Source organism: Burkholderia sp. Bp8998 (assembly GCF_003854235.1).
Lineage (GTDB): Bacteria > Pseudomonadota > Gammaproteobacteria > Burkholderiales > Burkholderiaceae > Burkholderia.
In genome coordinates this window covers 22,251-49,099 of record NZ_QTQF01000002.1, presented here as the reverse complement: position 1 = coordinate 49,099, position 26,849 = coordinate 22,251, and the positions used below count along the sequence as shown (strand labels likewise).

Here is a 26,849-nt window from a genome sequence, read left to right as displayed (position 1 = left end):
ACCGGGACCGCGAACGCGCTCGCGCGGCCGCGCCGCGCATGTCAGTCCGACGATCCCGTGCCGCGCGGCCGCTCGATTCCGTACGCTTCCATCCAGCGATAGAGCGTTGCCCGCGACACGCCGAGTTCGCGCGCGGAAGCGGCGACGCGTCCGCGCGTGCGCAACAGTGCGGTTTCGATCGCTTCACGCTCGATCGACTTGCGGATGTCCGCCACGGACGGCGACGCCGCGTCGAGACAGTATTCGAGCTCGAGGTCCTGCGCGGTGATCAGGCGCCCTTCCGTCATCACGACCGCGCGCCGCACGCGGTTGATCAGTTCGCGGACATTGCCCGGCCAGTCGTGCTTGTAGAGCGCGGTGATCGCATCCGTCGAGAAACCCCGCACGCGATGGCGCGCGTCGCCGCGAAAGCGTTCGAGCATGTGATGCGCGAGCAGCTCGATGTCCTTGCCGCGCGCGCGCAGCGGCGGCTGGTCGATGCGCATCACGCAAAGACGGTGGAACAGGTCCGCGCGGAAACGCCCTTCTTCCATCGCTTCGCGCAGGTCGACGTGCGTCGCGGAGACGATCCGCACGTCGACCGGCACCGGATCGCTGCCGCCGAGGCGATGAATCGCGCGTTCCTGCAGGAAGCGCAACAGGCTTGCCTGGCTCTCGTGCGGCAGGTCGCCGATTTCGTCGAGCAGCAGCGTGCCGCCGTTCGCGGCTTCGACGTAGCCGGTCTTGCGCGCGTTCGCACCGGTAAATGCACCGCGCTCGTAGCCGAACAGTTCCGATTGCAGCAGATGGGGCGGGATTGCTCCGCAGTTGACCGCGACGAACGGACCGTTGCGCCGTTCCGAATGACGATGGATCGCAACGGCCGTCAGCTCCTTGCCGGTTCCCGTCTCGCCGAACACGAACACCGGCGCGTCGGTGCGCGCGAAGCGCCGCACCGTATCGAACAGCCGCAGCATCGCGCTGCAGGTGCCGACGATGCCATGCTCCTCCGATTCGAGGCGTTCCCGATCGCGCGCGAACAGGCATTCCATCCCGTATGCATGGCCGACCGTATCGGCGATCCGCTGATGCGACGCCGGCAACGTGATGTAGTCGAAGCAATAGTCGCGCAACAGCGCGCGCACGTTCGGCGAGGCGGTCTGACCGGTCTCGACGAGCGCGACCCACACCACATCGCGCATCGACGCGCAGGTCGACGCGATGCTGCCGATCGCGTCGGCATGGCCACCGCTCAGGTCGAGGATGCCGCAGGTGATTTCGCCGGAGGTGTCGCGCAGCTCGTTTGCATGCGCGACGGTCGTCACTTTCCAGTCGCGTCGCGCGAGCTCCTTGCGAAGCATGACGGACGGCGACTGGGTCCAGTAAATCAGAGGACGCTGCCCGGTAGTCCTCCCCCCGCCGGCGCTCTTATCGCGCGCTATTGGCATATTCATAACGAACCATCACTTTCTCCACTCCGCGACCCGTTCGCGTGCGCTGCGGGCGGCGGCACATGGCCGCCTGTCCGCGCTGCGTTTCTGCAGCTTTCGCGAAGATCGAAACTGCACACGGCGAGAGCCCCCGGAGGTCGAGCCGGATGTCATCCGGCCTCGTTGTCATCGAACTCGAATGGAACGCGCGGCCGCGGGAGCCGCGGCGTTCCAGCTTTGATGCGACCCGCCGTCAGGCGTAGCGCATCGGCAAACGGGAATTCCGTCCGCATTTGCGTCGCGTCGTACACGACAGCCGCGCCCGATGCTGAACAGGATGGCCGCCAACCCGCTTTCGGCATGGTTGCCTCATTTCATCCGCTCCTGAATTTACACCCCGTATCGAGATGGCCTTGTTACCAAAAGATAAACATCGATTCAACCGATTACGTGCCGCCCCGCCGGCGCGGCGCGCGTTTAGCGCCTCAGATTTGATTATCTACAACCATTCCCGCCAATCAGTGGCAAATACCACTTTTCTGCAAGGTCGGCACCTTCCATTGCCCGCGATTCTCGCCTGAATCGCACAAAAATCCGGGCAGCGTGTTTCGTCCGTCGGTAATCGCGTGTCCCGGGCGACACCAGCATGACACATCGGACGCAGGCGAAACGGACGCGTTCGTTACAACGTCGTAACGAAGCTGACGGCCATATCGACCCGGGCAGCGCGTCGCCCCGTCATGCCGCTCCTCCCCCGCTGATCGCGGATTCCGCGAAGCGGCAGCGCATCGCCGATCGCCGCAGAACCGACCGTATCGCCCGCTTCCTCCCGCAATGCAGCATGGCCGCCATGCATGACGTGTCCGCACGGTCGCTCCCGGCTCGCCAACGCAACAGGCACTGTGCCGGTGCAGTCACGCATGCGGTTCGACCGAATCGGGCAGCGCGCCGTAGCAAGTATGCGCGTGTTGGCCGGCGCGTCGGAACGACCGCGTCCGAATGAAGGATGCGTGCGCCGCGAGGAAATCGACGAAGCGGCAGACCTTGGCCTGCGAGCGGCAATCGATCGCGTGCACCCGGTACCGCGATGCACGACCTGCCCGCCGTGAACGATCGCAATCTTCAAGTACGGCCCCGGGTCTTCAATCGCGTTCGATGCGAACGGACCCGCTGCGCGTTTCGCAGCGGGCCGTCACGACGGATCAATTATGGGAAAGCCACCACACAGCCACTGTGTGCTACCGCACATTGCCCCTGCCCGCGGCACGCGGCCCGTTTCGCGCTGCCGCCACCGGCCGCGCGAAACAGGAGTAACGGGAGTGTGAGTAGGCTTTCGAACAGACCGGCGCGCCCCGCATCCGCATCATGGGCATCGTCGATCAGCACCGAACGAACGTGTTCATGCGGTTCGGTATGCTGAAGGCTTCACGCGAGGACCGCATCATGGAATGGCATTGTTGTGAATTCGAACACCTGAGCGCCGTCGATCTCTATGCAATCCTGCGCTCGCGCAACGCGGTGCTGGTGGTCGAGGGCGCGCACACGCATCTCGACATCGACGGCAAGGATGCGCATGCGCTGCACGTATTCGCGTGCATGTATAAAGGCGACACGACGGAAGTCGTCGCCTATGCGCGCGTGCTGCCCGGCGACGACGTCGATCCGGACGTCATGATAGACAAGGTGCTGACGAGCGAGGCATGTCGCGACGACCGCACCCTCGAGCAGCTGATGCAGCGTGCGCTCACGGCCGCGCAGGCCGCATGGCCCGACGCAGCGGTGCGCACGCACGTGCCCGCACAACGTCAGGATTTCTACAAGCGTTTCGGATTCCGCAAGGCCTACGGCCCGTATCTCGAACAAGGCGCGCCGTTCGTCGGTCTCGTCCGGCCGGCGGACCGCGCCGCCGGCGCGCTGCGCCAGTTGCTGTCCCGGACCATCTCGGCACCGCGGTCGCGAAACGAGGACGCGCGCATCGACGGCCGCGCACACAACCGGCTGCCAGCCGACACCGGAGCCAATCGATGAGCGCCACCCTTCGCCCGGTTCCCGAACCCGAGCTGCCCTGCATCCTGCCCGTCATTCTCGCCGGCGGTTCCGGCACGCGGCTCTGGCCGCTGTCGCGCGAGCAGTATCCGAAGCAGCTGATCGAGCTGACCTCGAACGAATCGCCGCTGTCGGCGACCGCGCACCGCCTGAACGGCATCGCGAACGCGGCGCTCGGCGACACGCTGCTGCTGGTATGCGGCGAGCAGCATCGGATCATGAGCGCCGCGCAGGTGCTCGGGCGCGCGGCGCCCGCCCGCATCCTGCTCGAACCGGCCGCGCGCAATACGGCGCCTGCTCTGACACTCGCGGCGCTCGACGCCAGCGTGCTCGCGGACGACCCCATCCTCGCGGTCATGCCGGCCGATCACGTGATCGGCGACATCGCTGCGTTCCAGGAAGCGATCGGACGCGCGGCGCGCTACGCGCAGGAAGGCACGATCGTCACGCTCGGCGTGCTGCCGCGCCGCGCGGAAACCGGCTACGGCTATATCCAGGTCGGCGAACCGCGCATGGGCCGGCTCGGCGGCCAGGGCGGCTATGCGATCGGGCGCTTCGTCGAGAAACCGAATGCCGCGCTCGCCGAGCGCTACCTGCATTCGGGCGATTACTGGTGGAACAGCGGCATTTTCGTCACGCGCGCCTCGATCTGGCTCAAGGCGATCCGCGCGCTCGCGCCTGACATCCATGCAGCCTGCGACGCGGCGTGGCGCGCGGGCACCGCCGAGGATCCGTTCTTCCGGATCGACGCGGCAGCCTTCGACGCCTGTCCATCCGACTCGATCGACTACGCGGTCATGGAACGCCTCGCGGAGAGCCCCGAACTTGGCATCGAAGGCATCGTGGTGCCGCTGTCGGCAGGCTGGTCGGATGTCGGCACCTGGGATGCGATCTGGGAAATCATGCCGAAGGACGAACAGGGCAACGTCGCGCGCGGCCCGATCGTGTTCGAGGACACGCACGACAGTCTCGTGCGCTCGGAGGGCCGGCTGATTGCGTGCGTCGGGATGAAGGACGTCGTCGTGATCGAGACGCCCGATGCGGTGCTGGTCGCGAACAAGCACGACGTGCAGCGCGTGAAGAACATCGTCGAGCGCCTGAAGACCGAGCGCCGCCCGCAGGCGAGCGAGCACCGCAAGGTGCAGCGGCCGTGGGGACACTACGATTCGATCGATCTCGGCGAGCGGTTCCAGGTAAAGCGGATCGTCGTCGAACCCGGCAAGCGGCTGTCGCTGCAGATGCACTATCACCGCGCCGAGCACTGGATCGTCGTGCGCGGCACCGCGAAGGTCACGCGCGGGGACGAGACGTTTTTGCTCAGCGAAAACGAATCGACCTACATCGCCGTCGGCGAGGTCCACCGACTCGAGAATCCCGGCCGGATTCCGCTCGAGATCATCGAGGTGCAGTCGGGCGACTATCTCGGCGAAGACGATATTGTGCGGTTCGACGATCAGTATGGTCGATCGACAGTCGACATGTCCGCCGCGGAACCAAACGCCCGGATGCCGGTTCAGGACGTACGATAACCCTGCATTCGTTCGCGCGAACGCCGCGGGATCCGCAACCGTACGGCAGCTCGCCAAACGTGGTCGGCATCAACACCGTGAATCCCGCGGTCCAGATATGAACACCGTCGTGACCGCAGTCGACTGGGCGGTATGGCAGTCACGGTGCGTCATCAAACGACGATGGCGGCCGACACGACATTCTGAATGAACGGCTTGCCCACTGCCTTGATGAAATAGGTAGCGCCCTGGGTGTCCGGAAGCGGTACGCTCGTCGCATCAGCCGGATAGCGTCCGACCAACCTGAACGACGCCGGGCCCATTTGCCGGTATAACTCGAGGTGGTCGACGGTTTCCGGATGTGTGATCCGTACGGTCAGCCTCCCTCCGGCTTGCTGCGATTCCATCGTGGTGCAACTGGCAATGCCGGTTTCCAGCGCGGTGCCTTCCTCATAGTCATTCCAGGTGATCAGTTGAAGGAACGGAAGCTGGTGCTGCACGCTATACCGGTCGTTGATGCTTTTGAACGTGTCGAGCCAGGTCTGGCCGCACGATTGTGCAAGATAGCTTGGCGAAGCAGCGCTCCACGGCGCCTTGGAATCGTCGAATCCGCTCCAGACGCCACCCACCGCGATCATTGCGGGCCGCTTATTCGTGGCGAAATCGTAGAAGCGCTCGCGATGGATCGGGTCACGACGGCTTCCGATGCTTTGCAACCATATCCTGGATGACGGCTGAACCCATACGAACGCGCCCTTGCTATAGGGAAGATCGAACCCTTGCGCGTGCGTATGGATCCAGTAGATATCGGGGTAAGCGGCATGAATCCGGACCCAGTCCGCCTTTCCGACGGCGTCAACCCCGAACTCGGACACGACGGGGTGACCCTCGTAACGCAAGTACTGATTCGACGTAAAGTATTCCCGCGAGATGTATTCTAGGTTATACAGAATGGTTTCAGTCAGATCGCATCCGCGGCACGCATTGAACTTGAAGGTACCGCTATCGATCATGATCGAGAACGTCATGCCAGGAAATTTCGTCAGCGCAGGCATGGATGCCTGCCAAGCCTTGTCCACGAAATGCCCCTTGCCGTACCAATCGACAATCACGCCGTCGACACCCCGCGACTGCATGTCCGCGAACGTTCGCAGGGCCTGCTGCGGATCGTCGGATCGATAGCCGACGTTCACTCCACGCGCATCGGGCCCCCACCACGGTAAGTAGTGGGCCAGTACTTTGGTCGTGCTGCCGGGATACAGCAGCGTATGGACGTCGACCTTCGACACGGAAGCCGTGCCGGCGAGCAGCCCATTGGATGAACCTTTGAAATCACGGCTGCCGGAAGTGTTTGCGGGCGCGAACGCCATCACCCTGTCATCGCAGTAGCCGTGACCGACCTGCAAGGTCAGTGCGCCGAACACGACAAACAGGAATCGTCGAAGTGCCCGCATAGGTTCCTTATTCCGGTTGAAAATGGATGGAAAGCAAATCATCAATCTGGCGTAGACGACCGCACGTACGGGTCAAGTCGGCACACCCGACTGCCGACATCCTGCCGGCAATTCGATCCCGGCCATCTTGCCGACAGCCGTCTGTCGCGAGTCGAGACTCTTGGTAAACTCCGCGGACAAAGCAACGACCTTGTCGACCGCGTGCAGACCGAAAAGACTGTGATCGATCCCTTCAAGCACGACCGTGCGCGCTGATGAAAATCGCGACAACCGCTTTCCGTACCGGCCAAAATGCATCGTCATCAAATCCAGGCTGCTGTCGTATGCACCGCATAAAAACAGCGTACTCACCCCTTTTCGCTGCAAGGTGCGCAGGATGCCCCGCGGATCGGCCTGCATCGCATCCACGCCGGAAGATCCACCCATCCGGCGCAACCATGCTGCGCTCCGGGTTCCCAGAGGCGTCACCGCACGCTTCAGGACAAGACGAACGAAAGGCAATATCCTTCGCTCGCCGCGCAGGACCTGCTTCCATTTGGAGCGATCGAAAAACGAAGAACGATAACCCGCCATCGAATTGGGTTGACGTCGGCTCAGCCCTTCTATCGAAACGCCGTCGGGCATATGGAAACTCTGCAGATTGACCGATACGACGCCCGACAGCGCCCGCCCAAGCAGAGCGGCGCGTAATGCGCTGTATGCCCCGGAGCAGATTCCGAACGACACGACGTTTCGATATCCCATCTCTTTCAGCCAGCCGGCGGCGGTCGCGGTGTCCTCGACGACAGCAGTCGAATAAACCGGCTGAAGCGCCATTTTCGCCGCGGTCGCGCCAGATACGGAACTGTCGCCGATGCCACGCCCGTCGAACCTTAGCGAGGCAATGCCGCGACGCGCCATTTCCCGGGCGATGCGCACCGAAAGCCGGCTATCGCCAACATGTGCGCTGGCGGACGTATTCGTGATCAAGAGAACTGAACCGAGGTCGCTCATTGCTTGCGGCGTGCACAGGATGCCAAACAGGCCCGTGGCGCCAATCCTGACCGGTTGCTCGCACGCGTCCGCCATCCGCAGCATCAGATTCGAATCCCAACCCACAGTCGGCCCGATTCGCGGCGACGGCTCGCGCCGGACCTCGCCGGCCGCGATCCAGTCGACCACGACCGATAAAACCCGCGTCGGAACCTTCGAGAAAACCGACTCCTGCATGAATGCCGCGTAACCGTCGAAAGGCCTGAGCTCGACTTCGCCGCCCAGCGCCTCGAGTCCTTGGCGCAACGGCTCGCTATTGGCCGGGATCGCATCGAAAATAAGCGTGCGCGTCGTCTTGGCAAATGTGCCCTTCTTCAATGCATCGGCGACGTCGAATGCCTTCAACTGCTCGCTGAACGCAGGACTGTAGACCTGCCCCAGCACATTGAACAAGACGTCCTGCTGCTGAGCCGCGCGCAAAGGCGCCGGCAACTTGTCGAGCCAGATATTGCGCATGATCGACAGTTCCCGCATGTAGCCGCGGCCGCTCACTACAGGAGCCAGCAACACGAGCTCGTCGACCTGGCTCTGACCAGCCGCGAGCAGCATGAATGCCGTCCCGAGCCTCAGGCCACACAAAGTGACATGGGTAACGCCCGTTTCTTCCTTGAGCACGCCGATCGCCGCGCACACATCGGCCACGGCGGTCTCGAACTGATCGCTCGCGCCATCAGCCCCTTCCGAATCCCCAGTCCCGCGATAATCGAAGCGCAGCACCGGAATGCCGCGGGCTGACAGGTCGTCCGCCAGGCTGCGCATGCCGGCGTGGCTCCAGACGGATTCGTGACCGAATGCATTGCACAGAACGACACCCCGCACTCCGTCCCCCGAATGCAGCCAGCCAAAACGCCCACCAAATACGATTGGTCTCATTCTCTCTTGGACATCTATAAAAAAGATATTGCATCCTTCGGCCGAACGACGAAGTCGCACGGCCGAAGGATGCAAATCGCTCACGGATCAAGATCCGCCCCCATTCCTGCTTTCAGGTCTGACCGGAATCGATCGGAAGTCGAAACTTCTCCCCAGTCCTTGTCATGACCTCAACACCCTCCACTTTTCAAGTTGGCACCTTGCTTGAGTCCGGCGCGGCAGCCCTGTCGCGCATCACGACATACTGTGCGGCGCGATCAGCTCGCGCCAGCGTCGATTGAACATCGACACGCTGAAATGATGCTCGCAATAGTCGGCGAATCGTGTCGCCGCTTCCACGACATGATCCAGATCCGCAGCGGGCTCGGTCACGAATCGCTCCAGTCGCGACTCGTTCATTGCGAGCGCGTCGTCCTGGAACCCGAGGCCCTCGTAGGCCGCTTCGTTACCTACCGGAACGCAGCCATACGAGATTGCCTCCAGAACTTTCGACTTGATGCCACCCCGGAGAAAGGCAGGACATAGCGCAATGGAACATCCGGTATAGACGTCGGCCTGAGTTTCCGCGAATCCCGCGAATACGACGTTGGGAACGGGATCGTACCGCTCGACCATGCGCCCGAAAATCACCAGCGGGACGGGCGGTGCCAGGCGCGCCCACAGTTTCACCAGATATTCGATGGCCAGCCGATTTTGCAATTGCCTATCCGAGCCAATAAAGACGAATCGAAGCGGTATCGCCGGATGGCGCACCGGCATCCGTGAACTCATCGGCGGGGCGATGACGTGCGTCTTCTCCGCTTCGCCTTCGTCAAGGGACGCCCTCAACGCACCAGCGTCTTCCGTGGAAACGAGCGTGACGGCATTCGATGCCCGGATCGCGTCTCCTTCCTGCCGCCTCAGCGCAAACTCCTCATAGCGGAGAAATGCGTTTCGAAAAATCCTGGCGTTGGCAAACCTGACGAACGGGCCCGGAATCGACTTCGCCAAGTACCCTGCCGACAACGGAAAGTCCTGCTCGCGCAGAATGCTGGCCCGGCGCGACATGAGATCGTCGAAGTCCGTGACGATTCGGCATTCGGGCAGGCTTCGCCGAACCAGAATCGCATAGTCGATCAGGCGAATGCCGTCGAAATAGATCACGTCCGGCCTGAATTCAGCGATAGCGCTCATCAACGCCGCCCCTGTTCGCCGGCGTGAAAATATCGCAACCTGCAGCGCACACGGCACACCACGCAACACGCCCCATCCCAGGCGGACGCCCACGCCGAACTTCGCGAGCAGATCGCCATCCTCGAAGATCGAACGGATCTTGAATTCGGCGACCTCCATCTCCTCGCCGATCGCGTCCCGGATGAAGCGCAGCGTACGCTCGCGCCCATTGGATACTTCGCGCGGAATGTCCCGCGTCATCACCATCAATACGCGCCGTTTCACGCCACCTCCCCGACGGTCTGGCCGCTACATACGGTTTCCGGCACGCGCAGGCCGCAGGTCCCGCACTCTCGATGGCATCCGCGGCGGCCAGTATCGTCGCCGCCGGCAACCCGCATCGACAAACAAATGAATTCATGCATCCCGGGGGGGCCCCTTACGTCGTGACATGCTGTCGTGTCTGTCATGGTTGGCGATCGTCGACAGCAGAACGCGCTCGAATTGCCGAACCTGCCGGGCCTGCGTGAATTCAGCCAGCCGGCCATGACATCGGCGCGCAATATCCAGATACCACGCTTCATCGCTCGCGAGTCGAGCGATTAGGGCGCCAAGCGCCTTGCAATCGCCGCGCGGAACGATCAGTTCGGGCAACGCGTCGAACACTTCCGCCAGGCCGCCTGACGCAAAGGCAATCGACGGCTTGAAGAACGCCCACGGTTCGATCGCGACCACGCCGAAAGGCTCATCCCACATCGAGGTCACCACCACGAGGTCGATATCCTGGTAGAAAGCTGCGGCGCTGATAAAACCGTGATGCACGAAGGTCAGGCCGGGATGCTCGCGGATCAGCTCCGGCAACATCCCGTCGTGGTCCCTACCGGCAATATGGATTTCAATGGCCGGAACCACCTTCGCCGCCTCGGCGACACTCGCGAAAAACTCGCGGATACCTTTGGTCTCGTCCACTCTCCCGATGAACCCCACACGAAAAGACGTGTGCGCTTTCGTCGGTTCCACGCCTTCCGTGCTGATCGACGGGGTCGAATTGTGGATAACCGTCTGCTCGGCGGCTGAAAAGAAATCCTGTTCGCGATGGCGCGCCATCACGAATCCACTCACGGCGACGGCATGATCCACCAACCGCGACAACCGGGCCTTCGGGGCCGAGATCCGGCGACACCCGTTGCATGCGCCGTTGCACGCGTTTCCGTTCCTGAAGCGGGTCGACGCCGGACAGACGAGCCAGTAGTCGTGCATCACGTGGACCACCGGTACGCGCAGCACCCGGGCCGCGAGCCATACGGCTGGCCCCATGCCCTTAATGTTGTTGGTACAAAGGACGTCGACGCCGAGCGACTTCAGTTGACGCCAGACCAGAAGAAACATGAACGGATTAAGCGTGTCCACCACGCCAAACAAGGCCTTCTTTACCCAGCTCCGCTTCGCCGGCGCAAACTGGTTGTAGAGGTTCAGGTTCGGCATGATGTGCACATCCAGATCGTCGACGACCGTCCGCGTTCCGACGCGCGTATCCGACAACGTCAGGATGGACACCTGATGCCCTCGATCGCGCAACGTCACGGCGAGGTCGTGAACGACGACTTCGGCGCCACCCACCACATTCGGTGGAAAGCGATTTGCACAGAGACAGATCTTCACGGTCGCTCCTTGCTATAGATCAGGTGTCCAAGCAAGCCGCACCAGAAGACGACAAGCGATACGGCAATGCCCGTCGACGGCGCATACATGACGAGCGACCTGGGCACGACGAACGGTGCCGCGCCAATGGCCGCCACGATCAGTACCTGCTTGATCATGACGAGCCGGTAACGGTGTGCCGCCAGGAGCCACGTGCTCAGGCCCGCATCCACGAAGGTGGCAATCGAACATCCGGTCGCGTAGATCATGATCGGCACGCCGGATGCGAAAGCGGGCCCGTATATCATCAGAAAGACCTTGTGGCCGATGAAAAAGCTGCCGATCCAGGCGACGCAGCCCACCAGCCCCAGATACACGCCGAGCTTCACCGCCTTCGCGCGCACATGCGACTCGCTACGCGCCGAAAAAACCATGCTCGGCGCCAATGCCAATGCCAGCGTCATTCCCACCGAATTCCACTGCTCCACCAGCGCTGCAGCAGCCGCATAAATGCCGAGATCCGCTTTGGATACCAGCACGCCGAGCAACAGGCGGTCCATCCTCAACACCAGGACGCTGGCGGCAATGGCAGGCCATATCTTCAACCCTCGAATGACGAGCGTTTTCGTCACCACCGCGCTACCGTGAACGGACTTCGGAGAGTGCAAGGCAAGCGAGCGATAGCGACTGAATGGCGCGGCGGCGGCGACACAAGCCTCCAGCGGCCACGCGAACGCGGCGACGATCGCGCCCATCGAGGCATGGGCGGCCAAGTACAGCCACAGCACCCGAACACAGCTGGCATAGGCCCTCGCTCGCGTGATGACCCATGGTCTGGACTCGGCGTAAGCCATCAGGGAACCCAGTGCGATCGGCTCGACGATCAGCGCGAAGGCCGCGATCAAGGTCAACTCGGACACGCTTGACGGGCGCATGACGATCATCACGATGCTCATGAAAACCACCATGACGGCAAGCGTCAACGTGAGCCGCAAGCGAAAAGCGCGATAAACGACCATGTGCCGGAGCCTCGGGTGTTTTCCGAGGATCGGCTGGATCACCTGCGCGCCGAAGATCAGCGCGACGCTGCCGATCACGTAGGCGAGCGACAACGCGAACTGCAATTCGCCGAACAGTCGTGCACCGTAGAGGTTCGCAAACAGATGATTGCTCGCGACAGCCGCGAGTGCGCCGATGATCTTTTCGCACACCACGCCGGCAAACGATGAAAACAGGAGCCTGACGAAAGCGTTCACGATACCCCCGCCTGCGTCGCTTCAGGACGCGAATGCCTCGCGTCAACGCAGTACCACCAGATCCCCGCGATCAGCATATAGAAAAGCGTTCGTGCGCCGAACATCGTCCAGTACTCGCCTTGCTGCGTGGCGTATGTTGCGTACGCGAAGATCTTCGCGCTCAGCCAGAGCATCACGACGCCGCCGCGCATCGCGATCTGGATCAGTATCGCGCTCAGCGCCCCGTAGACGGCGCCCGTTACCGCAACGAAGAGCGCGCCGCCCGCATAGCCGAACCAATAGACCGGCACCGCCATATTTCCCATCGTGAACGTGACGTCGTCAAAGACATAGGCCTTCAGAATTTCCGGCGTGCCATACGACAGCATCAGGTCGCGCAAACCGCTCACCGGCGCATCGCGGAAGAAATTCGGTTCCGTCAGGGAACCCAGGGATCGCACGAAGCGCTCGAACGCGCCAAGCCCTCCCAGCGCCGGCGCACTGAACATATGGGCATCGCCATCCACCACATACCAGACCTGCCCCTGCTCCAGGAAACGGGAAACAATCGTTTCGGATACATCCAGCCCCTGTCCCTTGTATGCATAGAAGACGGAGACACTTCCCATCAGGAGCGCAATTCCCGCACCGATTCCCAGATAGCGAAGCACAGGCCTGCCGTTCATCGCGTGAATCGCGATGAACGGAATCAGCATGGTCAAGCAGACATGCAATACCGACATGAACTGCTCGCCGTGCAGCGCCTCGAGCCCCAGGTCCGCCACGATCATGAAAATTGACACCCACCGTACAGTCCGGTTCGAACTCGTGCAAAAAGTACCGAGCAGCACGGCGACGAATGTCTGGTTGTTCAGGAACAGGTTGAACAACGTGCCGTTCGACGCATCGTTTCGCAATGCATAGCGATTCACTCCATTCAAAAGCGCGAAACCTCCGCTCAATCCGGCCAGCACCCCCGTGCCGAGAATCGCGGCGGCCAGTCCGATGCCGAGTGCAATACTGGAGGGGCGGCTCGTCATGCATGCCTTGATCGGCACACACGAGACGCGCTCGCTCGCGATGCGCTCGAACGCGAAAAACGCGCAGGCGACGAAAACCAGATAGAACGAAAACAGGCGGCTGAACGCACCGTTTGCCACACCGAATATGTCCGTTTCCCGAAGAAACCCACCGGATTCGATTCCGACTCCGGCAATGAATGCGGTCAATCCAATTGCAAACACGTAAAGCATCGTCACGGTGAACACCGGGCGGGCCCGGATCAGCACGATCAGTCCTGCCATCGCGACCAACAACGTGCAGACGGCACTCGGCTGCGGCACACCGAGCGCCGGCAACATCGCATTGATCACCAGTACGAGCATGAAGAGCGTCCACACCGCAAGGCCGATTGTCGCGTCAACCCTTGCGCCGCCTCGTATCGTTTGCATCGCGACTTCTTTCACCCTTCGGCCCGATAGGTGTCCGGCCGGCCATGCACTGCTCGATCCAGCGCCTGACACAGTATCGAGCCGACTCCCTGAGACGAAAAACGCCGTGCATTCATCCGGCCATCACGCACCAGGTCCATCCGCAGTGAAGCATCGCAGGCGACTCGTTCGATCTGACGCGCCCATTCGACGACATCCGTCGCATCCGCGACAGCCACAAACGATTCGCCCATCGTGTAGCGATACACCGGCAAATCCGACGCGATGATCGGCACGCCGACGATCTGTGCCTCGATCACCGTTCGGCCGAAACCTTCGTGCAGTGTCGGCGATACATACAGGTCAGCGGCCTGATAGAAATAGCCGAGATCCTCGTCGTTGACGTTCTCGACGAAATGAGCGTCAACTCCTGCTTGACGAGCGATGTCCTCGCACTCCTGACGATTATCATGATTCTGTGCACGCCCCACTCGAAGCACGATCACGTCCTTGCGCCCGAGTAACGCCAGCGCCCGGAATAACGTCACGTTATTCTTCCGGGTTTCATCCGAACCCACGTTCAGCAGTACCAGTGCTTCACCGGTTCGTATGCCGAAGCGCGTCAGAAGCAGCGATCGCGCCTGCTCACGAATGCGGGCATCGACAGGTGCATAGCGATCGTCGAATGCATTGGGTACGACATGAATCCGTTCCGCGCGAACATGAATGTCCTTGACGGCTTCCTGCGCCGTGGCATCAGACGGCGTAATCACCACATCCGCCCGGGCAATCAACGCCTCGGTCAGTCGGACATACGCGCTCTTCAGCGTCTCGACGAAGCCGCGCACCCGTCCCGGATGTTGCACGTGGTGCAAAACGACACCGACACGCCCGCCGGCCCACCGGATCAGCGGAATCATGAAGGCCAGGTCCTCCTGGTACAGCACGACGAAACTGCCCGATCGTGCAGCGGCAACCGCTCTCAGCGGATAGGCGACGAACTGTGTCCAGTAACGCCGGATCGAGCGCGGCTCGGCCGGGATATCGATCGCTTCGACGTCAAAGCCTGCATTGCGTGGAATCAGGTCGATACACATGAGGCTATAGCGCATGACGCCATTCCAGCTCGCCGGCCGAGGCCCGAGAAACCACACGATCCGTGCTGCTCGCATCTCGTCGTGCAGTACGCTTTTTCCTACCATCGAATCACTCATGCGATGCGCTCCGCGCCCGATAATCTCAAATCGCTCATTCGAACCGCAGTCGCTCTCGATCGCGACTCGCCGCAACGCATTGCGCACCGGTTCGACGCCGAAAGGCTCCGCACGGCGTCACGCGTAATGCCCGCGGAGATGCGTGTCGGCGCGGCGCACAACTCGACTCAGCGTCGAAGGCTCGAAGCCATTGAACACCAGCCCGTCCACGCGTGCGCCGACCTTGCCCAAGCCTTCGACCGCCTCCGCCATACTGGCAACGCTGACCGAACCCTGCCGCGCTACCAGCAGTGTCATATCGGCAAACCTCGACCATGCAGCGACATCCGCCACGGGAAGCGCGGACGGCGCATCCACGACGATCATGTCGTACTTGTCTCGCAACGAGGCGACCGCCCTGTCGAAATCCGCGGCCGCGAACCGGTTCACCGACGCACCGGCCTTTCCGGCGGACAGCGCATGAAGGTTGTCGGTCACGTGGGTAATCGCACTCTCGGGTTGAAGCGTATTTTTCAATACGTCCACCAATCCCTTCGTCGCGGTCACGGGCAGGTAGCGACGAAGCCCCGGCGACCGCACGTTGGCGTCCACGATCAGGGTCTTGAGGCCTTTCTGCGAGAACAGGTAGGCAAGATTGGCGGCAATCATCGATTTGCCCTGGTCGGGCACCGCGGAAGAAACCAGAACGAGCTTCGACTCGCGTCGGTCCGCGCGCAACTTGTATTGCAACGCCAAGGTCAGGCTTTCCAGCGCATCGGCCAGCGGCGCATCGGCCTGATCCTTCGTCACGAGCGCAGCCTTCTTTTTCGTCCCAGTCTGAAGCGGGTGCGGTGAATTCGGCAGCACCCCCAGAACCGGAATGCCGAACGTCGACTCCAGGCGATTCGGATCGCGAACGCGACCGGCCAGCAACGCAAGGCCCTGCGTCACCGAAAAGCTCAACATCAAGCCGATCACGGCGCCCATCACGATGACAAGCAGGCGCTTCGGCCGGATCGACTTGTCGCTGACCACCGCCTTGTCGACAATCGACGCATTGCCGACCGTGCCTGCTTCCGCGATCTGAAGCTGCTGTGTATTGTTCAGCAATCCGACATACAGCTGGTTATTGACTTCGACATCGCGCGACAGCCGCAAATACGTCTGTTGCTGGGACGGCAGGCGCGCGGCCTTGTCCTTCAACACCGTTGCCTGCTGATCCAGTTCCTTCATCTTGTTGGAAGCAGCGACGACCTGAGGTTGTCCTGCCATATATTTCGACAACAGGTCCTGATATTGGAGCTTCGCCTCGAGCCGCGACTTGTCGACGAACGCCAGTTGATCCACTAGCAGTTTGATGTCGCCCTGCGCATCAATCGAGCCCTGCTGGTTGCGAAATGCGTTCAGCGCCTGCTCAGCCTGTTGCAGCCTCGCCTTGACGACCGGCAGTTGCGTGTTGAGGAACGAGAGACTGCGCTCGGCATCGTCGGCACGACGTCGCGCGTTGAAGTTCAGGTAGCTCTCCGCGATCGCATTGATCATGCGAGCGGCAAACACCGGATCAGCATCCTCGAAATTCATCTGCATGATGCCTGACTGGCGTTTCGTTTCGGTCACGCTTAGTTTCTTCAGGATCGCATCTAGGCAAGCGTCCTTGGAAATGCTCCGCACGCGAAATTGCGCGCCGGGCCTCGCGACAATCCGCGACACGTCGACCCGATAGCCATTCGCCATGCTCGGTTTACCGACCGCACCGCTCAACACCTCGCTGCCGCTGCCGTCCTTCAACCGGAACCGGTTTCCATCGAGATAATCGAGCTCCAGCGCCTTTCCAGTCTGCGCATAGGGAACATCGAACGCATTGAATTCGAGGCGCTCACCTCCCCAGGCCCACGACGACAGGCCGAACGGAGCGGCGGCGAGACCATTCGCGTCTTTCGGCATGAACGAACCGATCAGGCCGCCGACGAGCGGGAAGCGGTTCTCCACCGAAACATTGGCCTGCGCGGCCGTCGCGTCGATGGCTTCGGTGACGACCGAACGCGAGCGAACGATGTCGATTTCGCCCGTCACCGCCGAATTCTGAATATCCAGCGCCTTGGAAATCGCCGAAAGCGAGCCCAGCGCACTCGCCTTGTTTTCCTCGACCTGGATCAACGTGTCCGCGGAGTACACCGGTGCCGCCGCGATCGCATACACGATCGCCATCAGCAAGCACATGGCGAAAATGCCCAGAAAAATGCGCCCGTGTTCGAATACGTTCTCAAGTATGTCGACCGGCGATAATCCGAGTGCCCCGAGAGCAGCCTGTGCCTCCCTGTCGCGGTGCACGCTTGGTGAAGGTCTTTCCATCTTCATGCCAAACTCCAGAATTGACGATCCGACGGAATTCGTCACTTTCCGCACGTTGTTGTTCACGTTCATTTCATTGAAAATCCGGCCGAAAACCCTTCAGGCCGGATCGGGATCCCACCTCGTCGGAACGATGAGGGCGTCGAACGCTACACCCGCCCGGCGCGGCCCCCGCTCGCTTCCAACGCCGCCTCGACGTCAGATAGGCAAAAAATCGTCCCGGCTTCCGCCTCATGCGCCGCGTGATCCACCCGGTGGGCTCCGACGAACAGGAAGCGTCGTCCCACCCCCGCACGCTCAGCAGCTTCGAGGTCCGAAGGCTTGTCGCCTACCATGATCGATTCCGCCATGCTCAGATCGAGATCGCGCCGCGCTTCATGCAGCATGCCCGGCTGCGGCTTCCGGCACTCGCACGCCTGTTTGTAGGCGCCCACGCCAGCTGCCGGATGATGCGGACAGAAATAGACTCGATCGATCCTTGCGCCGCGCGCCTCGAACGCACCGCGCATCCAGTCCATGAATGCGACGAACTGCGCTTCGGAAAAATAGCCTCGTCCGATGCCGGCCTGATTCGTGACGATTACAACCTGATACCCGGTCGCATTGGCAAGCCGGACCAGATCGAAGATCCCCGCGACGAAAACGCAGTCCTGCTTCTGATGGACATACCCGTAGTCAACGTTGATCACGCCGTCACGATCGAGAAACAGTGCTTTACGCTTCACTGACTCCGGCCTCCAGCATCAGAGGAATGACGGCTTGCGCCCGCGCGTAGTCCGCGGGAACGCCGATATCGATAAACTCAGTGACCTCGGGGAAGACACGGATATCGAGCTCGGCAACCCGTTCGCTCAGAAATGCCTGCTCGAAGGAAAACTTCTCCGGGAAGTCGAAACCAAGCAATTTCTGCACATTGACGACATACGTGCCGGCATTGATATAGCCGTGTCCGTGACGCTTCTCCCTGAATGCCGACAGCCGCCGGGACTTCATATCAAAATCGAGCGTGCCGTAGCGCGATGCGTCGTGCATCGGCGTCGCCGCAAGAACGAGATCCGGGCATGTCTCGCGATAGAACGCCGCCAACTTCCGCAGATCCAGATTCGACAGCGTATCTCCGTTCATCACGATCATGTCGGCCGCGCCGTGAGCCCTGATCGCATGAACGATCGCCCCGCCGGTACCGAGCGGCTCGTCTTCCTCGATGACGGAAATCGCCATGCCGAAGTCGCGAGTCCGAAGCAGATCCTTGATCCGGCCACTGCCATAGCCAAGCGACAGCACCACCTCCGTCACACCTTGCTGCAAGAGGCCTTTCAGCATCCAGCACAGAAACGGCTCGCCATCGATCGGCGCGAGCGCCTTCGGCACCTCATCGCCCAATACCGGACGCAGCCGCGTGCCGAGGCCGCCCGCCAGGATGAGGCACGGCAACATCGCGCTCATGCGAAGATCTGCTCTTCGACAATGCCGCAAATGATGTGACCGCACACCAGATGCCCTTCCTGAATCTTCGGCGTCGAAGCGGACGGAATCTCGATGCAGATGTCGGCACGCTGCCGCATCTCCGCGGCGCCCGATCCGTTGCCGGTGAATCCGACCGAAAACATGCCTGCCGCCTTCGCGGCTTCCAGCGCCCGCAGGATGTTGGGTGAACGCCCAGAGGTCGAATAAGCCCAGAAGATGTCGCCCGGGCGCCCCGTTGCCTGAATCTGACGCTCGAACAGCTTCTCGTATCCGTAGTCGTTGCCGATCGCGGTCATCACTGAGCTATCCACGGTCAATGCGAAGGCCGCGAGCCCCGGGCGATCGAAATTGAAACGACTGACAAATTCACCGGCGATATGTTGAGCATCCGCGGCGCTGCCGCCGTTGCCCGCGAGCAGGACCTTGTTGCCCGCCCGTAACACTGTCGTCACGTGCTCCGCGACACGCTCGATCCGCGCGACTTGCTCCTGATCGGACAGCAGACCGCTCAAGACGGACAGCGTCTGCTCGATTTCGTTTTTCACGCTGATTGTCATTGGTTCTTTCTCCACGATTGCGCACCGATGTCCGTAAACGTGCAGTTAAGGACCTGACCATTGACCCCTTTGTACGCATCCAGCGCCCGCATCACCGACGATCGCTCGACAGGATCGACAAAGAACATCATGAAGCCACCGCCTCCGGCGCCAGACACCTTGCCCGCCTTGGCACCCGCTCGCACCGCAGCCTTGTACAAATCGTCGATCATCGGATTCGAGATATTCTTCGCCATGCGCTTCTTCGATTCCCACGCATCGCGCATCGATGCGGCAAACACGTCGAAATCCGCTCGCAATACCGCTTCCTTCATACGGACGGCTTCTTCCTTGACCTCATGCAGCGCGGCGACCGAATCGACGACGCCTTCCACGACATTTGTACTCTGTTCCTTGATGATGTTGGCAGACTCGCGCGATACACCGGTGTAATACAGCACCAGCGACGCCTCCATCTCGGCCTTAATTTCCTGCTTGATCCGCAACGGATTGACGATCACCCGGTCACCGTAAAACTCCATGAAGTTCAATCCGCCGAACGTCGCTGCATACTGATCCTGCTTGCCGCCGGCAAGGCCGAGATCGACCCGCTCGATGTCGTGCGCGATATGTGCGATGTCGTATTCGCCGAGTGGCAACGACAACAGTTCGCAGAAGGCTCTTACCAGCGCAACGACAATCGTTGACGAAGATCCGAGCCCGGACCCCGGCGGCGCTTCAGAACACGTCGTGATCGTGACGGCCAACGGATGCCCGCCATTGAAATCCCTGACGATCCGGTTATAGACGCCAACATGCAAGCCGAGACCGCACTGGACCTCGAGTACCGGCGACACCGGACCGACCCAGCGCGTATCCGTATCGGCCGCCACCAGCTCAATCTTCGCGTCATCTCGCGGCGCGATCGACGCGTAAGCGAATTTTTCGATCGTCACGTTGAGCGCGAGGCCACCGAACCGGTCCGAATAAGGTGGCACATCCGTTCCGCCGCCACCCAAACCCAATCGCAAAGGAGCCCTCGAACGGGCAATGAAGCGTGTCATGAAATCTCTCGCAGAGAATGAGTCGGCGCCAACACGAGATGGCGACAGGTCCGCATCCGGCACATATCGAGCCAACTGCTCGACTCGTCATGTCGATCACCCCTACCGGACCGCAAACACATGGCCACGCAACGACAGTCTTTCCGCCGGAAATACGTGACCATGTTCGATGGGAGGACTATGCGACAGATGCACAACACTCTGCGTGCGATGGCTTACATTAAAACGTCCTGACGAAATCGCAGCGGCGAACCTGCGTTACGCTTCACTCGCTTGACGTACAAAGCGGCTCTGACCAATCGGTGCCAGAACATCCCGAACCCGGCGATCCGGCACCCGCTGGCCAAGGCGGTGCGTTACCCAAACAGGACGCATTGCATTTGTGCGACCACTCCCGGACCAACACATCAGCGAGGTCTCGCCGTCATTCGCAGTTTTAACAATTCTTTTCAGATACGGACTCGCCACCGAAGCACGAACGCATGGCCGCGCATTCAACCTCGGGTAAGGTGCGTCAGGAAGACGTGCAAGGTGAGGCGGACTTACGATGTGCCGCAGCCAGCGGGGTGCGCCATGACGATCGACTACCGTCGATATCTAACGTCATCCGCCCATGGCAAACGAAAGGAACCGGGGCACGGCTCGCCGCACGGCGGGCAGTGCGACATCACTCATCGATGCCGGATTCGCGCGACACGGACATGTGTCACGCACTTCGCGCGCTTCGATGCCCCGGATGCAGTAGCGCCGCCGACCGATGCACCGACAGGCGTGTCAGCACTGAAACAGACACCCGTCACCGCTCGGCACGCTCTCCCCTGCGAGGATCGAGCAAGCGTCGGACGACGGGAGTGTAGTTCGAGCGCTCCAGGTTCAATTCGAGCGCTCCCGGTTCAACAATGCTGGATAACGACATGAACAACGATCACCGTTTCGGCATGCTGATGCCGAACATGACCCAACCTGCCAGGCTCATCAAGCACCGAGCATGCACGGCACTCTCGCTGGCGATCGCCGCCATGCTTTCCGCTTGCGCCGTCGTGCCCGGCCAGCACATGGGGTCGACAACGTTGCCGGTCACGACCGCCGACAATGGCGAAGTGACCAGCGACATGCAAATCCCGGTCAGGCAGATCGACCTGTCGCAGATAGACCGGATCCGGGCCGCACAGGAAAGCACTGCTGGCATGACAATTCCGCCGAACCTGTTCGCGAAGCCGGACATCTATAAGCTCGGCGCCGGCGATGTGCTGCAGATCACGGTATGGGATCACCCGGAATTCGCAGCGGCCGCAGGCCAGCCAGTGTCGACCACGAAGACTGCGGACGCGGCGCCTGGTTTTGTCGTCGACAGCAGCGGCAACGTGCAATTCCCGTACGTACCCCGACCGATTCACGCGGCCGGGAAAACCGTCGCGCAGATTCAGTATGAGGTCAAAGCCGAACTCAGCAAGGTATTCGTCAAACCACAGGTGACGGTTCGCGTGGCGTCGTTCCGCGCGACGCAGGTCTATATCGACGGCGAAGTGCGCAGTCCGGGCGCGCAAACCATCAACGACATTCCAATGACGCTGATCGAAGCCGTCAGCCGCGCCGGCGGATTTGCACCGACCGCGGATCAGAGTCGCGTCACGATCACTCGCAATGGCACGATCTATCCGGTGAATGTCGCGCAAATGATGAGGAAGGGCAAGAACCCGGCGAACATCATGCTGAAGCCGGGCGACATGCTGCATGTCGGCGCACGCGACGACAACCCCATATACGTGATGGGTGAAGTGGTCAAGCCGCAAGCCGTTGCGCCGCTTCGCGACGGTTCGCTCACGCTGAGCGAAGCGCTCACGCAGGCGGGCCAGCTCAACCAGCAGACCTCGAATGCCAAGCAGGTTTTCGTGCTGCGCAAGGCGGCCGACAGTGCGCCAGTCATCTATCACCTCGACATGCAGTCCCCGGTTTCCATGCTGCTCGCGAACCAGTTTCCGCTCGCGTCGAAGGACATCGTCTATGTCGACAACACCGGACTCGTCCGGGCCAGCCGCGTATTGAACCTGCTGCTGCCGGCGATCAGCGCGGGTTTGACCGGAGCGCTCGTCGCGAAGTAATGCGCCATGTCGACTCGCGCCCCGGCCATTGTGAGCCAACGCGCGAGTCGCAAGGACGGCACGCCTGAGACAGGTATCCGCGAATTCATACGGAATAGTGACACTCGTCGCCTCATCTTGGCAGCGCCGGACCCAGCGCTTTTTCATTTTCTTGCACGAGAAGAGAGTGAAAGGAATTGATCGCATGCAGCCATCTCGAAACAGGAACTGCATTCCCGACGAACAGGGTGCGATATAACCAAGTTTTGACCATATCCATAACGATTAAGACTCCGAATGATATGGGCGAACATTGCTTAGTCGCTGTGTCGAGCCGATAACAGCCAGGCGCCGTACCGGACACGGCATCGGCCGCAGCAAATATCGCCAGGGCGTTGAACGCACACATGCCGGCTGCATCACTTCCGCCGCCGTATTCGTTTCGATCGACCGGCTGACATGCACGGCGCGGGCCTCAAATCCCACTACTGCCTGAGCTGCTGAAATACCCTTCGTCACACCGCACAGCAGTCCTTATTAAACCAAGGTTAAGCGTTCCGTTGTTTGCATGAGGCCACCGGCCGATTGTCCGTTCATCAGTACCAGCCCGATCGATCGCCCCTCGTTCAGCGTGCTCGATCCTCACAATCCCCCTTCGGGATCGGACACCAATTTCACGCTCGATCGACGGTTTCAGTCTGCATACCGCGGATTCTTCCGGCGGACTTAAGTCTTAGGCCGCTCCCGAGGTTTAAGTCCGATTTACACCTCTTCCCGATCGACTAGTATTTCGACATAGAAACAATACGTTCCTGATAGAAATTCCCGCCACTGATAGCGGCGACATCACGAGAATGCGCTACCTCGCGGATTCCGGGGATTAATTTCCCCCCCAAAAAAAATAAAGCAAAAATATCTGATGCGGCGAGCCGATCCCGCCTTGGTCGCGAAAGACCTCCATCCGACACGACGCACAAATATCGGCAATATCTTTCATGTCAAGCGATTTTTCTTGACCCTGAATTGCCGATATCCGGAGAATGACCTTTCACCGAATATTCAATTTCACGGAACAAAATAATTCCGGCCTTCATTGAATAATCGAGTCGAAGATGGCATTTCCCGGGAGGCGCTTGAATATGGCAAATCTATCGAGGGGATCATCATGCCTGCAGTTTCCAGACTTATTGCCATTCGTATCGCGATTTCAATTATCCTTACCCTTCCCATTTGGAATGGCGCGGAATGCCAGGTAACTCTGGCCATGTTGAATACTCCGAACACCTCGGCAAGCCACACCTTTACGGGATTGAATAACGGCACGATATCGGGAGCATACAATATATCCAAAGTCGATGTTCACACACTCCTGTATCCAGGAGCCACCACCAAGGTACTTGCTCACTACCTTCCATGGTGGAGTGCATCACCTCGCAGCGGCATCAGTGTCGGGTATCAGTCCGACGACCCGGTTTATATCAACAAGCTTTTCAATGACCTTGCTTCCAGAGGCGTCGACGGCTTGATTGTCGACTGGTATGGTCAAACGGATTTTACCAACAGGGCGTGGCTGGCATCGATGCCGGAACTGCAGAAATTTGTGAAAATGAATTTTAGCATCATGATCGACTCCGGATCGTTCAGATTCAATCGCTGTGCGGGGTGCGACGTGAATGCCACGATTCTTTACAACCTCGACTACTTAGAAGAAGTATACATTCCTTATCGGCAGTATTTAAGATACAACGGTCACCCTGTCGTGTTCGAATTTGGAATAACGAGCCTCCCCGGGGTCAATTGGGAGACCATCCAGGCAGCACACCCCGAGATTTACTGGATTCACCTGGATAATGCGATTTCCACCTCCGGATTTGATATTTTGAATAGCAAGGGATCGTTTCTGTGGATCGATCCTCCTCCGTATCCGGTTGTTGAGACGTACGCGAGCATGGCTCAGCCCAATTATTTCTATAGCAATGCACTCACCAAATCCAATCAGATATCGGTTGGCGCCACCTTCAAGGGATTCAACAGCAGTCTTGCCGCCTGGGATATCGGGGTGCCTCAATATATCCCTCAGACATGCGGCGCCACTTGGCTCAAGACCTTTGCGACGATCAACAAGTATTACAGCACCGCCGTGCAGCTTCCGTTCTTGCAGCTGGTCACATGGGACGACTATGAAGAAGGAACCGAACTCGAAACAGGGATCGAAAACTGCGTCACCTTGTCGGCGAGCGTGGATTACACGAATCATGTTCTAAAAGTGAATTTGACGCATACGAATACGGTCGACCATCTCGAACTCTACGAACAAAACAAGGACGGCACGCTGGCCCTGACGAATACCTTTCCTGCGACCATGATGAATATCCCTATCTCCGGCTTTTCCGGAACGTTTTATTTGAGGGCAGTGGGAAAGCCATTCATGAAGAACGTGATTTCTCAAGCGATCGTCGTCGATTCAAAATCCGTCGCAAGGCGTCAAAGCCTGGCCCGATACGGCACGGCGAGCGGTGCCAGGATAGCCTCTCAAAACAAGTAAGGCTTGTCGCACGGAACGGTGTGACGAAACACATCAGCGCAACAGTATATGGTCCGCCCCATGCCCGCAGGTCGCCGATGCGAAAGTACCGGGCCTGTCAAAGCGACGGGCGGATGCGCTGATATCGGTCAAATCCCCCGTTTGTTCGGATGCGGGATTTCGGCAAGCACATCGAGCCTGCGCGCCGGTTCGCGCACGGCTGGAGGGTCGGCCAATTGCAAGCGACGCCGTAGTCGACACCACATGGTGTCGAATGACTGGACCGCATCGAAGTTAGGCGTATGCCACCGCCGAGCGAGCGTCGCTTTGTGGCCGAGGCTGTGTCAAAACGCCCGGACCAGCCAGTAGAGCAACGGTGCGAACGCGTTTACGTGGAGCCGGGTTGCGGGCGGCTGACCTGATCGTGCTACGCCAGTTAGGGAGCGTCAACGCGTGAGATCACGCACCCGCCACCCTCATCGCATGCATCGTCTTGGCAATCCCCAGAATCCTGACGACGCGCTTGAAGGTGCATGCGAGCACGTGCAAGCTCATTTCGGTCGCGACGCTGCCAAGCCCGCGAGTCTGGAAGTGCGTCGAACCCATCCCGTGCTTGAGTGTGCCGAACACATGTTCGACGGCACGGCATCGTATCGTCATGGCGTCGGGTGGGCGATCCATGCATCGCCTCAAGCACTGCTTCGTGCTTCTACCGCCGGATTCGTCGGTAATCAGCCGGCGTACACTGGCTCTTGATCGGGCATCGCGGACAGGCACTGCTCCAGTACGTACGCAGGGTCATCAGGTTGCTGCATTCAACCGGACTGAATCGGTAGATTGCCCGTTGACCCGCAGGGCACTGGTACTGGTCATCTTCGGCGATGTAGACGAAGTCAGTCCGGTCGAATCGCCCATCAGCCTTGGCACCGGATGTCAGCGATTTGGGTACCAATGCGGCAATGCCATGACACGTTGCCCTTCTGCGGCGAATCCGTCGTTTCGCTATTGAAACCCGCAGTCAATACCATGAAGCACTGCCCACCGACGCCCCGCGCCGAACTGAATGATCGAAGTGCAACTCGAGTGTCCGAAAACCACTATCGGCTTCGTGATCGGGGAGGGGGAAGCGCGAGGCTTGAATAGTAGACACCGGCAGGCAGATCTCCTCGACCGGCTAGATCATCAGGTAATTCAGCCAGGCCGTCAGGGCCGGGCCGTCGTCACTGCCGGACATCACATTGGCGCCTATCGGGCTCGCCCCATGCGTGACCTGCTTTGCGCTGACAAATGCCGCGATCGTCGTGGACACGATCAAAGTTGCGACGCCATTCGCGTTGGTGGGCGCGATGTCGATGCGCATGCCCACATCCGCCTCGGTGAATGCCGCCGATGCCGACGAAAAGGCGGTGGGTCCCGATGTCGTTACGCCGTCGTTGACGATCCGCGTGTTTCCTTTTGCGCCGAAATACTTTGCGCTGACTGGTAAATTGGCGGGAAGCGCCTCCGGAAATTCCATCCAGACCTGCGTGGTGCCCGCCGCAGCACTGACTGCCGCGCCGCCGTTGCTTGAAGCCAGAACGGTGGTACGCGACAGCGTGTTTCCCGTTGGCCGTGTACGTGCCGATTCCGATTTCCCAGTTTCCACTCGGCCCCCCGTGCTGCTCACGGTTTGCGGTAGTAGAACGGGGCAAGTTTGCACGTACGGATGAAAAAGTCCGGAATCCCGTCATTGCGCCAGCCAGCGATAGCACTCCTGTACGAGTGGAAGTGGTCGTTTCCTTCACGCGGTCCTGAAGTTGAAATGCCATATCGATCCTCGACGTGTGCCAGCAGGAACGCAAAAGAATGAACA

The 26,849-nt window shown here is 60.4% G+C and carries 19 protein-coding genes and 2 pseudogenes; 5 read left to right on the top strand and 16 right to left on the bottom strand.

Annotation, left to right across the window (positions count from 1 at the left end; genetic code table 11):
* Positions 1–41 precede the first annotated feature (41 nt).
* Together DIE06_RS03115 and DIE06_RS38140 are read right to left on the bottom strand one after the other, a co-directional pair.
* Positions 42–1,433: a sigma-54 dependent transcriptional regulator gene (locus tag DIE06_RS03115; protein WP_185733334.1), complete on the bottom strand. Its 1,392-nt coding sequence runs from the start codon at positions 1,431–1,433 to the stop codon at positions 42–44.
* Between the two features lie 658 nt (positions 1,434–2,091).
* Positions 2,092–2,265: a hypothetical protein gene (locus DIE06_RS38140; protein ID WP_185733333.1), complete on the bottom strand. Its 174-nt coding sequence runs from the start codon at positions 2,263–2,265 to the stop codon at positions 2,092–2,094.
* 587 nt (positions 2,266–2,852) lie between these two features.
* Here DIE06_RS38140 and DIE06_RS03110 point away from each other — a divergent pair.
* Both DIE06_RS03110 and DIE06_RS03105 read left to right on the top strand, forming a co-directional pair.
* Positions 2,853–3,437, top strand: a complete 585-nt coding sequence (locus tag DIE06_RS03110) for a drug:proton antiporter (RefSeq protein WP_124660399.1) — start codon at positions 2,853–2,855, stop codon at positions 3,435–3,437.
* The gene (locus tag DIE06_RS03105; RefSeq protein WP_124660078.1) at positions 3,434–4,984 is read left to right on the top strand and encodes a mannose-1-phosphate guanylyltransferase/mannose-6-phosphate isomerase; all 1,551 of its coding nucleotides are present in this window, start codon (positions 3,434–3,436) and stop codon (positions 4,982–4,984) included. The genes DIE06_RS03110 and DIE06_RS03105 overlap by 4 nt, the downstream gene beginning before the upstream one ends.
* A 152-nt stretch (positions 4,985–5,136) precedes the next feature.
* Here the strand turns inward: DIE06_RS03105 and DIE06_RS03100 are convergent, their stop codons facing one another.
* The 12 genes from DIE06_RS03100 to DIE06_RS03045 form a co-directional block, all read right to left on the bottom strand.
* Positions 5,137–6,417 (bottom strand): hypothetical protein, encoded by a 1,281-nt coding sequence (locus DIE06_RS03100; protein ID WP_260433518.1) that lies wholly within the window; start codon positions 6,415–6,417, stop codon positions 5,137–5,139.
* Between the two features lie 72 nt (positions 6,418–6,489).
* Positions 6,490–8,322, bottom strand: coding sequence for an alpha/beta fold hydrolase (locus DIE06_RS03095; RefSeq protein WP_124660076.1), 1,833 nt, complete (start codon positions 8,320–8,322; stop codon positions 6,490–6,492).
* Between the two features lie 234 nt (positions 8,323–8,556).
* Entirely contained in the window at positions 8,557–9,759 is a 1,203-nt protein-coding gene (locus tag DIE06_RS03090; RefSeq protein ID WP_124660075.1) for a glycosyltransferase, read from the bottom strand.
* A gap of 132 nt (positions 9,760–9,891) precedes the next feature.
* Positions 9,892–11,136: a glycosyltransferase gene (locus DIE06_RS03085; protein ID WP_124660074.1), complete on the bottom strand. Its 1,245-nt coding sequence runs from the start codon at positions 11,134–11,136 to the stop codon at positions 9,892–9,894.
* Positions 11,133–12,371, bottom strand: coding sequence for a hypothetical protein (locus DIE06_RS03080; protein ID WP_124660073.1), 1,239 nt, complete (start codon positions 12,369–12,371; stop codon positions 11,133–11,135). Before DIE06_RS03080 ends, DIE06_RS03085 begins: the two co-directional genes overlap by 4 nt.
* Complete coding sequence (locus DIE06_RS03075; RefSeq protein ID WP_260433517.1) at positions 12,368–13,735, bottom strand: DUF6418 domain-containing protein; 1,368 nt, start codon at positions 13,733–13,735, stop codon at positions 12,368–12,370. Before DIE06_RS03075 ends, DIE06_RS03080 begins: the two co-directional genes overlap by 4 nt.
* Positions 13,736–13,812: 77 nt before the next feature.
* Positions 13,813–14,994, bottom strand: a complete 1,182-nt coding sequence (locus DIE06_RS03070; RefSeq protein ID WP_124660071.1) for a glycosyltransferase — start codon at positions 14,992–14,994, stop codon at positions 13,813–13,815.
* Positions 14,995–15,111: 117 nt separating this feature from the next.
* Positions 15,112–17,331 carry a GNVR domain-containing protein gene (locus tag DIE06_RS03065; RefSeq protein ID WP_124660398.1) on the bottom strand — a complete coding sequence of 740 codons (2,220 nt, stop codon included), beginning with the start codon at positions 17,329–17,331 and terminating at the stop codon, positions 15,112–15,114.
* Between the two features lie 143 nt (positions 17,332–17,474).
* The gene (gene gmhB / locus DIE06_RS03060; RefSeq protein ID WP_124660070.1) at positions 17,475–18,050 is read right to left on the bottom strand and encodes a D-glycero-beta-D-manno-heptose 1,7-bisphosphate 7-phosphatase; all 576 of its coding nucleotides are present in this window, start codon (positions 18,048–18,050) and stop codon (positions 17,475–17,477) included.
* Positions 18,040–18,771 carry a sugar phosphate nucleotidyltransferase gene (locus DIE06_RS03055; RefSeq protein WP_260433515.1) on the bottom strand — a complete coding sequence of 244 codons (732 nt, stop codon included), beginning with the start codon at positions 18,769–18,771 and terminating at the stop codon, positions 18,040–18,042. Before DIE06_RS03055 ends, gmhB begins: the two co-directional genes overlap by 11 nt.
* The gene (locus tag DIE06_RS03050) at positions 18,768–19,349 is read right to left on the bottom strand and encodes an SIS domain-containing protein (RefSeq protein ID WP_124660068.1); all 582 of its coding nucleotides are present in this window, start codon (positions 19,347–19,349) and stop codon (positions 18,768–18,770) included. Before DIE06_RS03050 ends, DIE06_RS03055 begins: the two co-directional genes overlap by 4 nt.
* On the bottom strand, positions 19,346–20,392 hold the full coding sequence (locus DIE06_RS03045; protein WP_124660067.1) for a dehydrogenase: 1,047 nt from the start codon (positions 20,390–20,392) through the stop codon (positions 19,346–19,348). Before DIE06_RS03045 ends, DIE06_RS03050 begins: the two co-directional genes overlap by 4 nt.
* A gap of 914 nt (positions 20,393–21,306) precedes the next feature.
* Between DIE06_RS03045 and DIE06_RS03040 the strand changes: the two genes are divergently transcribed.
* The 3 genes and pseudogenes from DIE06_RS03040 to DIE06_RS03030 all read left to right on the top strand — a co-directional run bounded on the left by DIE06_RS03040 (position 21,307) and on the right by DIE06_RS03030 (position 25,018).
* The gene (locus DIE06_RS03040; protein WP_409364484.1) at positions 21,307–22,494 is read left to right on the top strand and encodes a polysaccharide biosynthesis/export family protein; all 1,188 of its coding nucleotides are present in this window, start codon (positions 21,307–21,309) and stop codon (positions 22,492–22,494) included.
* Between the two features lie 286 nt (positions 22,495–22,780).
* Positions 22,781–22,977 (top strand): annotated as a pseudogene (locus DIE06_RS38860) (IS5/IS1182 family transposase); the annotation flags it as partial.
* Positions 22,978–23,638: 661 nt separating this feature from the next.
* Positions 23,639–25,018, top strand: coding sequence for a hypothetical protein (locus tag DIE06_RS03030; protein ID WP_124660065.1), 1,380 nt, complete (start codon positions 23,639–23,641; stop codon positions 25,016–25,018).
* A gap of 438 nt (positions 25,019–25,456) precedes the next feature.
* On the opposite strand, the pseudogene DIE06_RS03025 reads toward DIE06_RS03030, so the two are convergent.
* Both DIE06_RS03025 and DIE06_RS38855 read right to left on the bottom strand, forming a co-directional pair.
* Positions 25,457–25,970 (bottom strand): annotated as a pseudogene (locus DIE06_RS03025) (transposase); the annotation flags it as partial.
* Between the two features lie 201 nt (positions 25,971–26,171).
* Positions 26,172–26,642 (bottom strand): hypothetical protein, encoded by a 471-nt coding sequence (locus DIE06_RS38855; protein ID WP_260433514.1) that lies wholly within the window; start codon positions 26,640–26,642, stop codon positions 26,172–26,174.
* Positions 26,643–26,849: the final 207 nt, after the last annotated feature.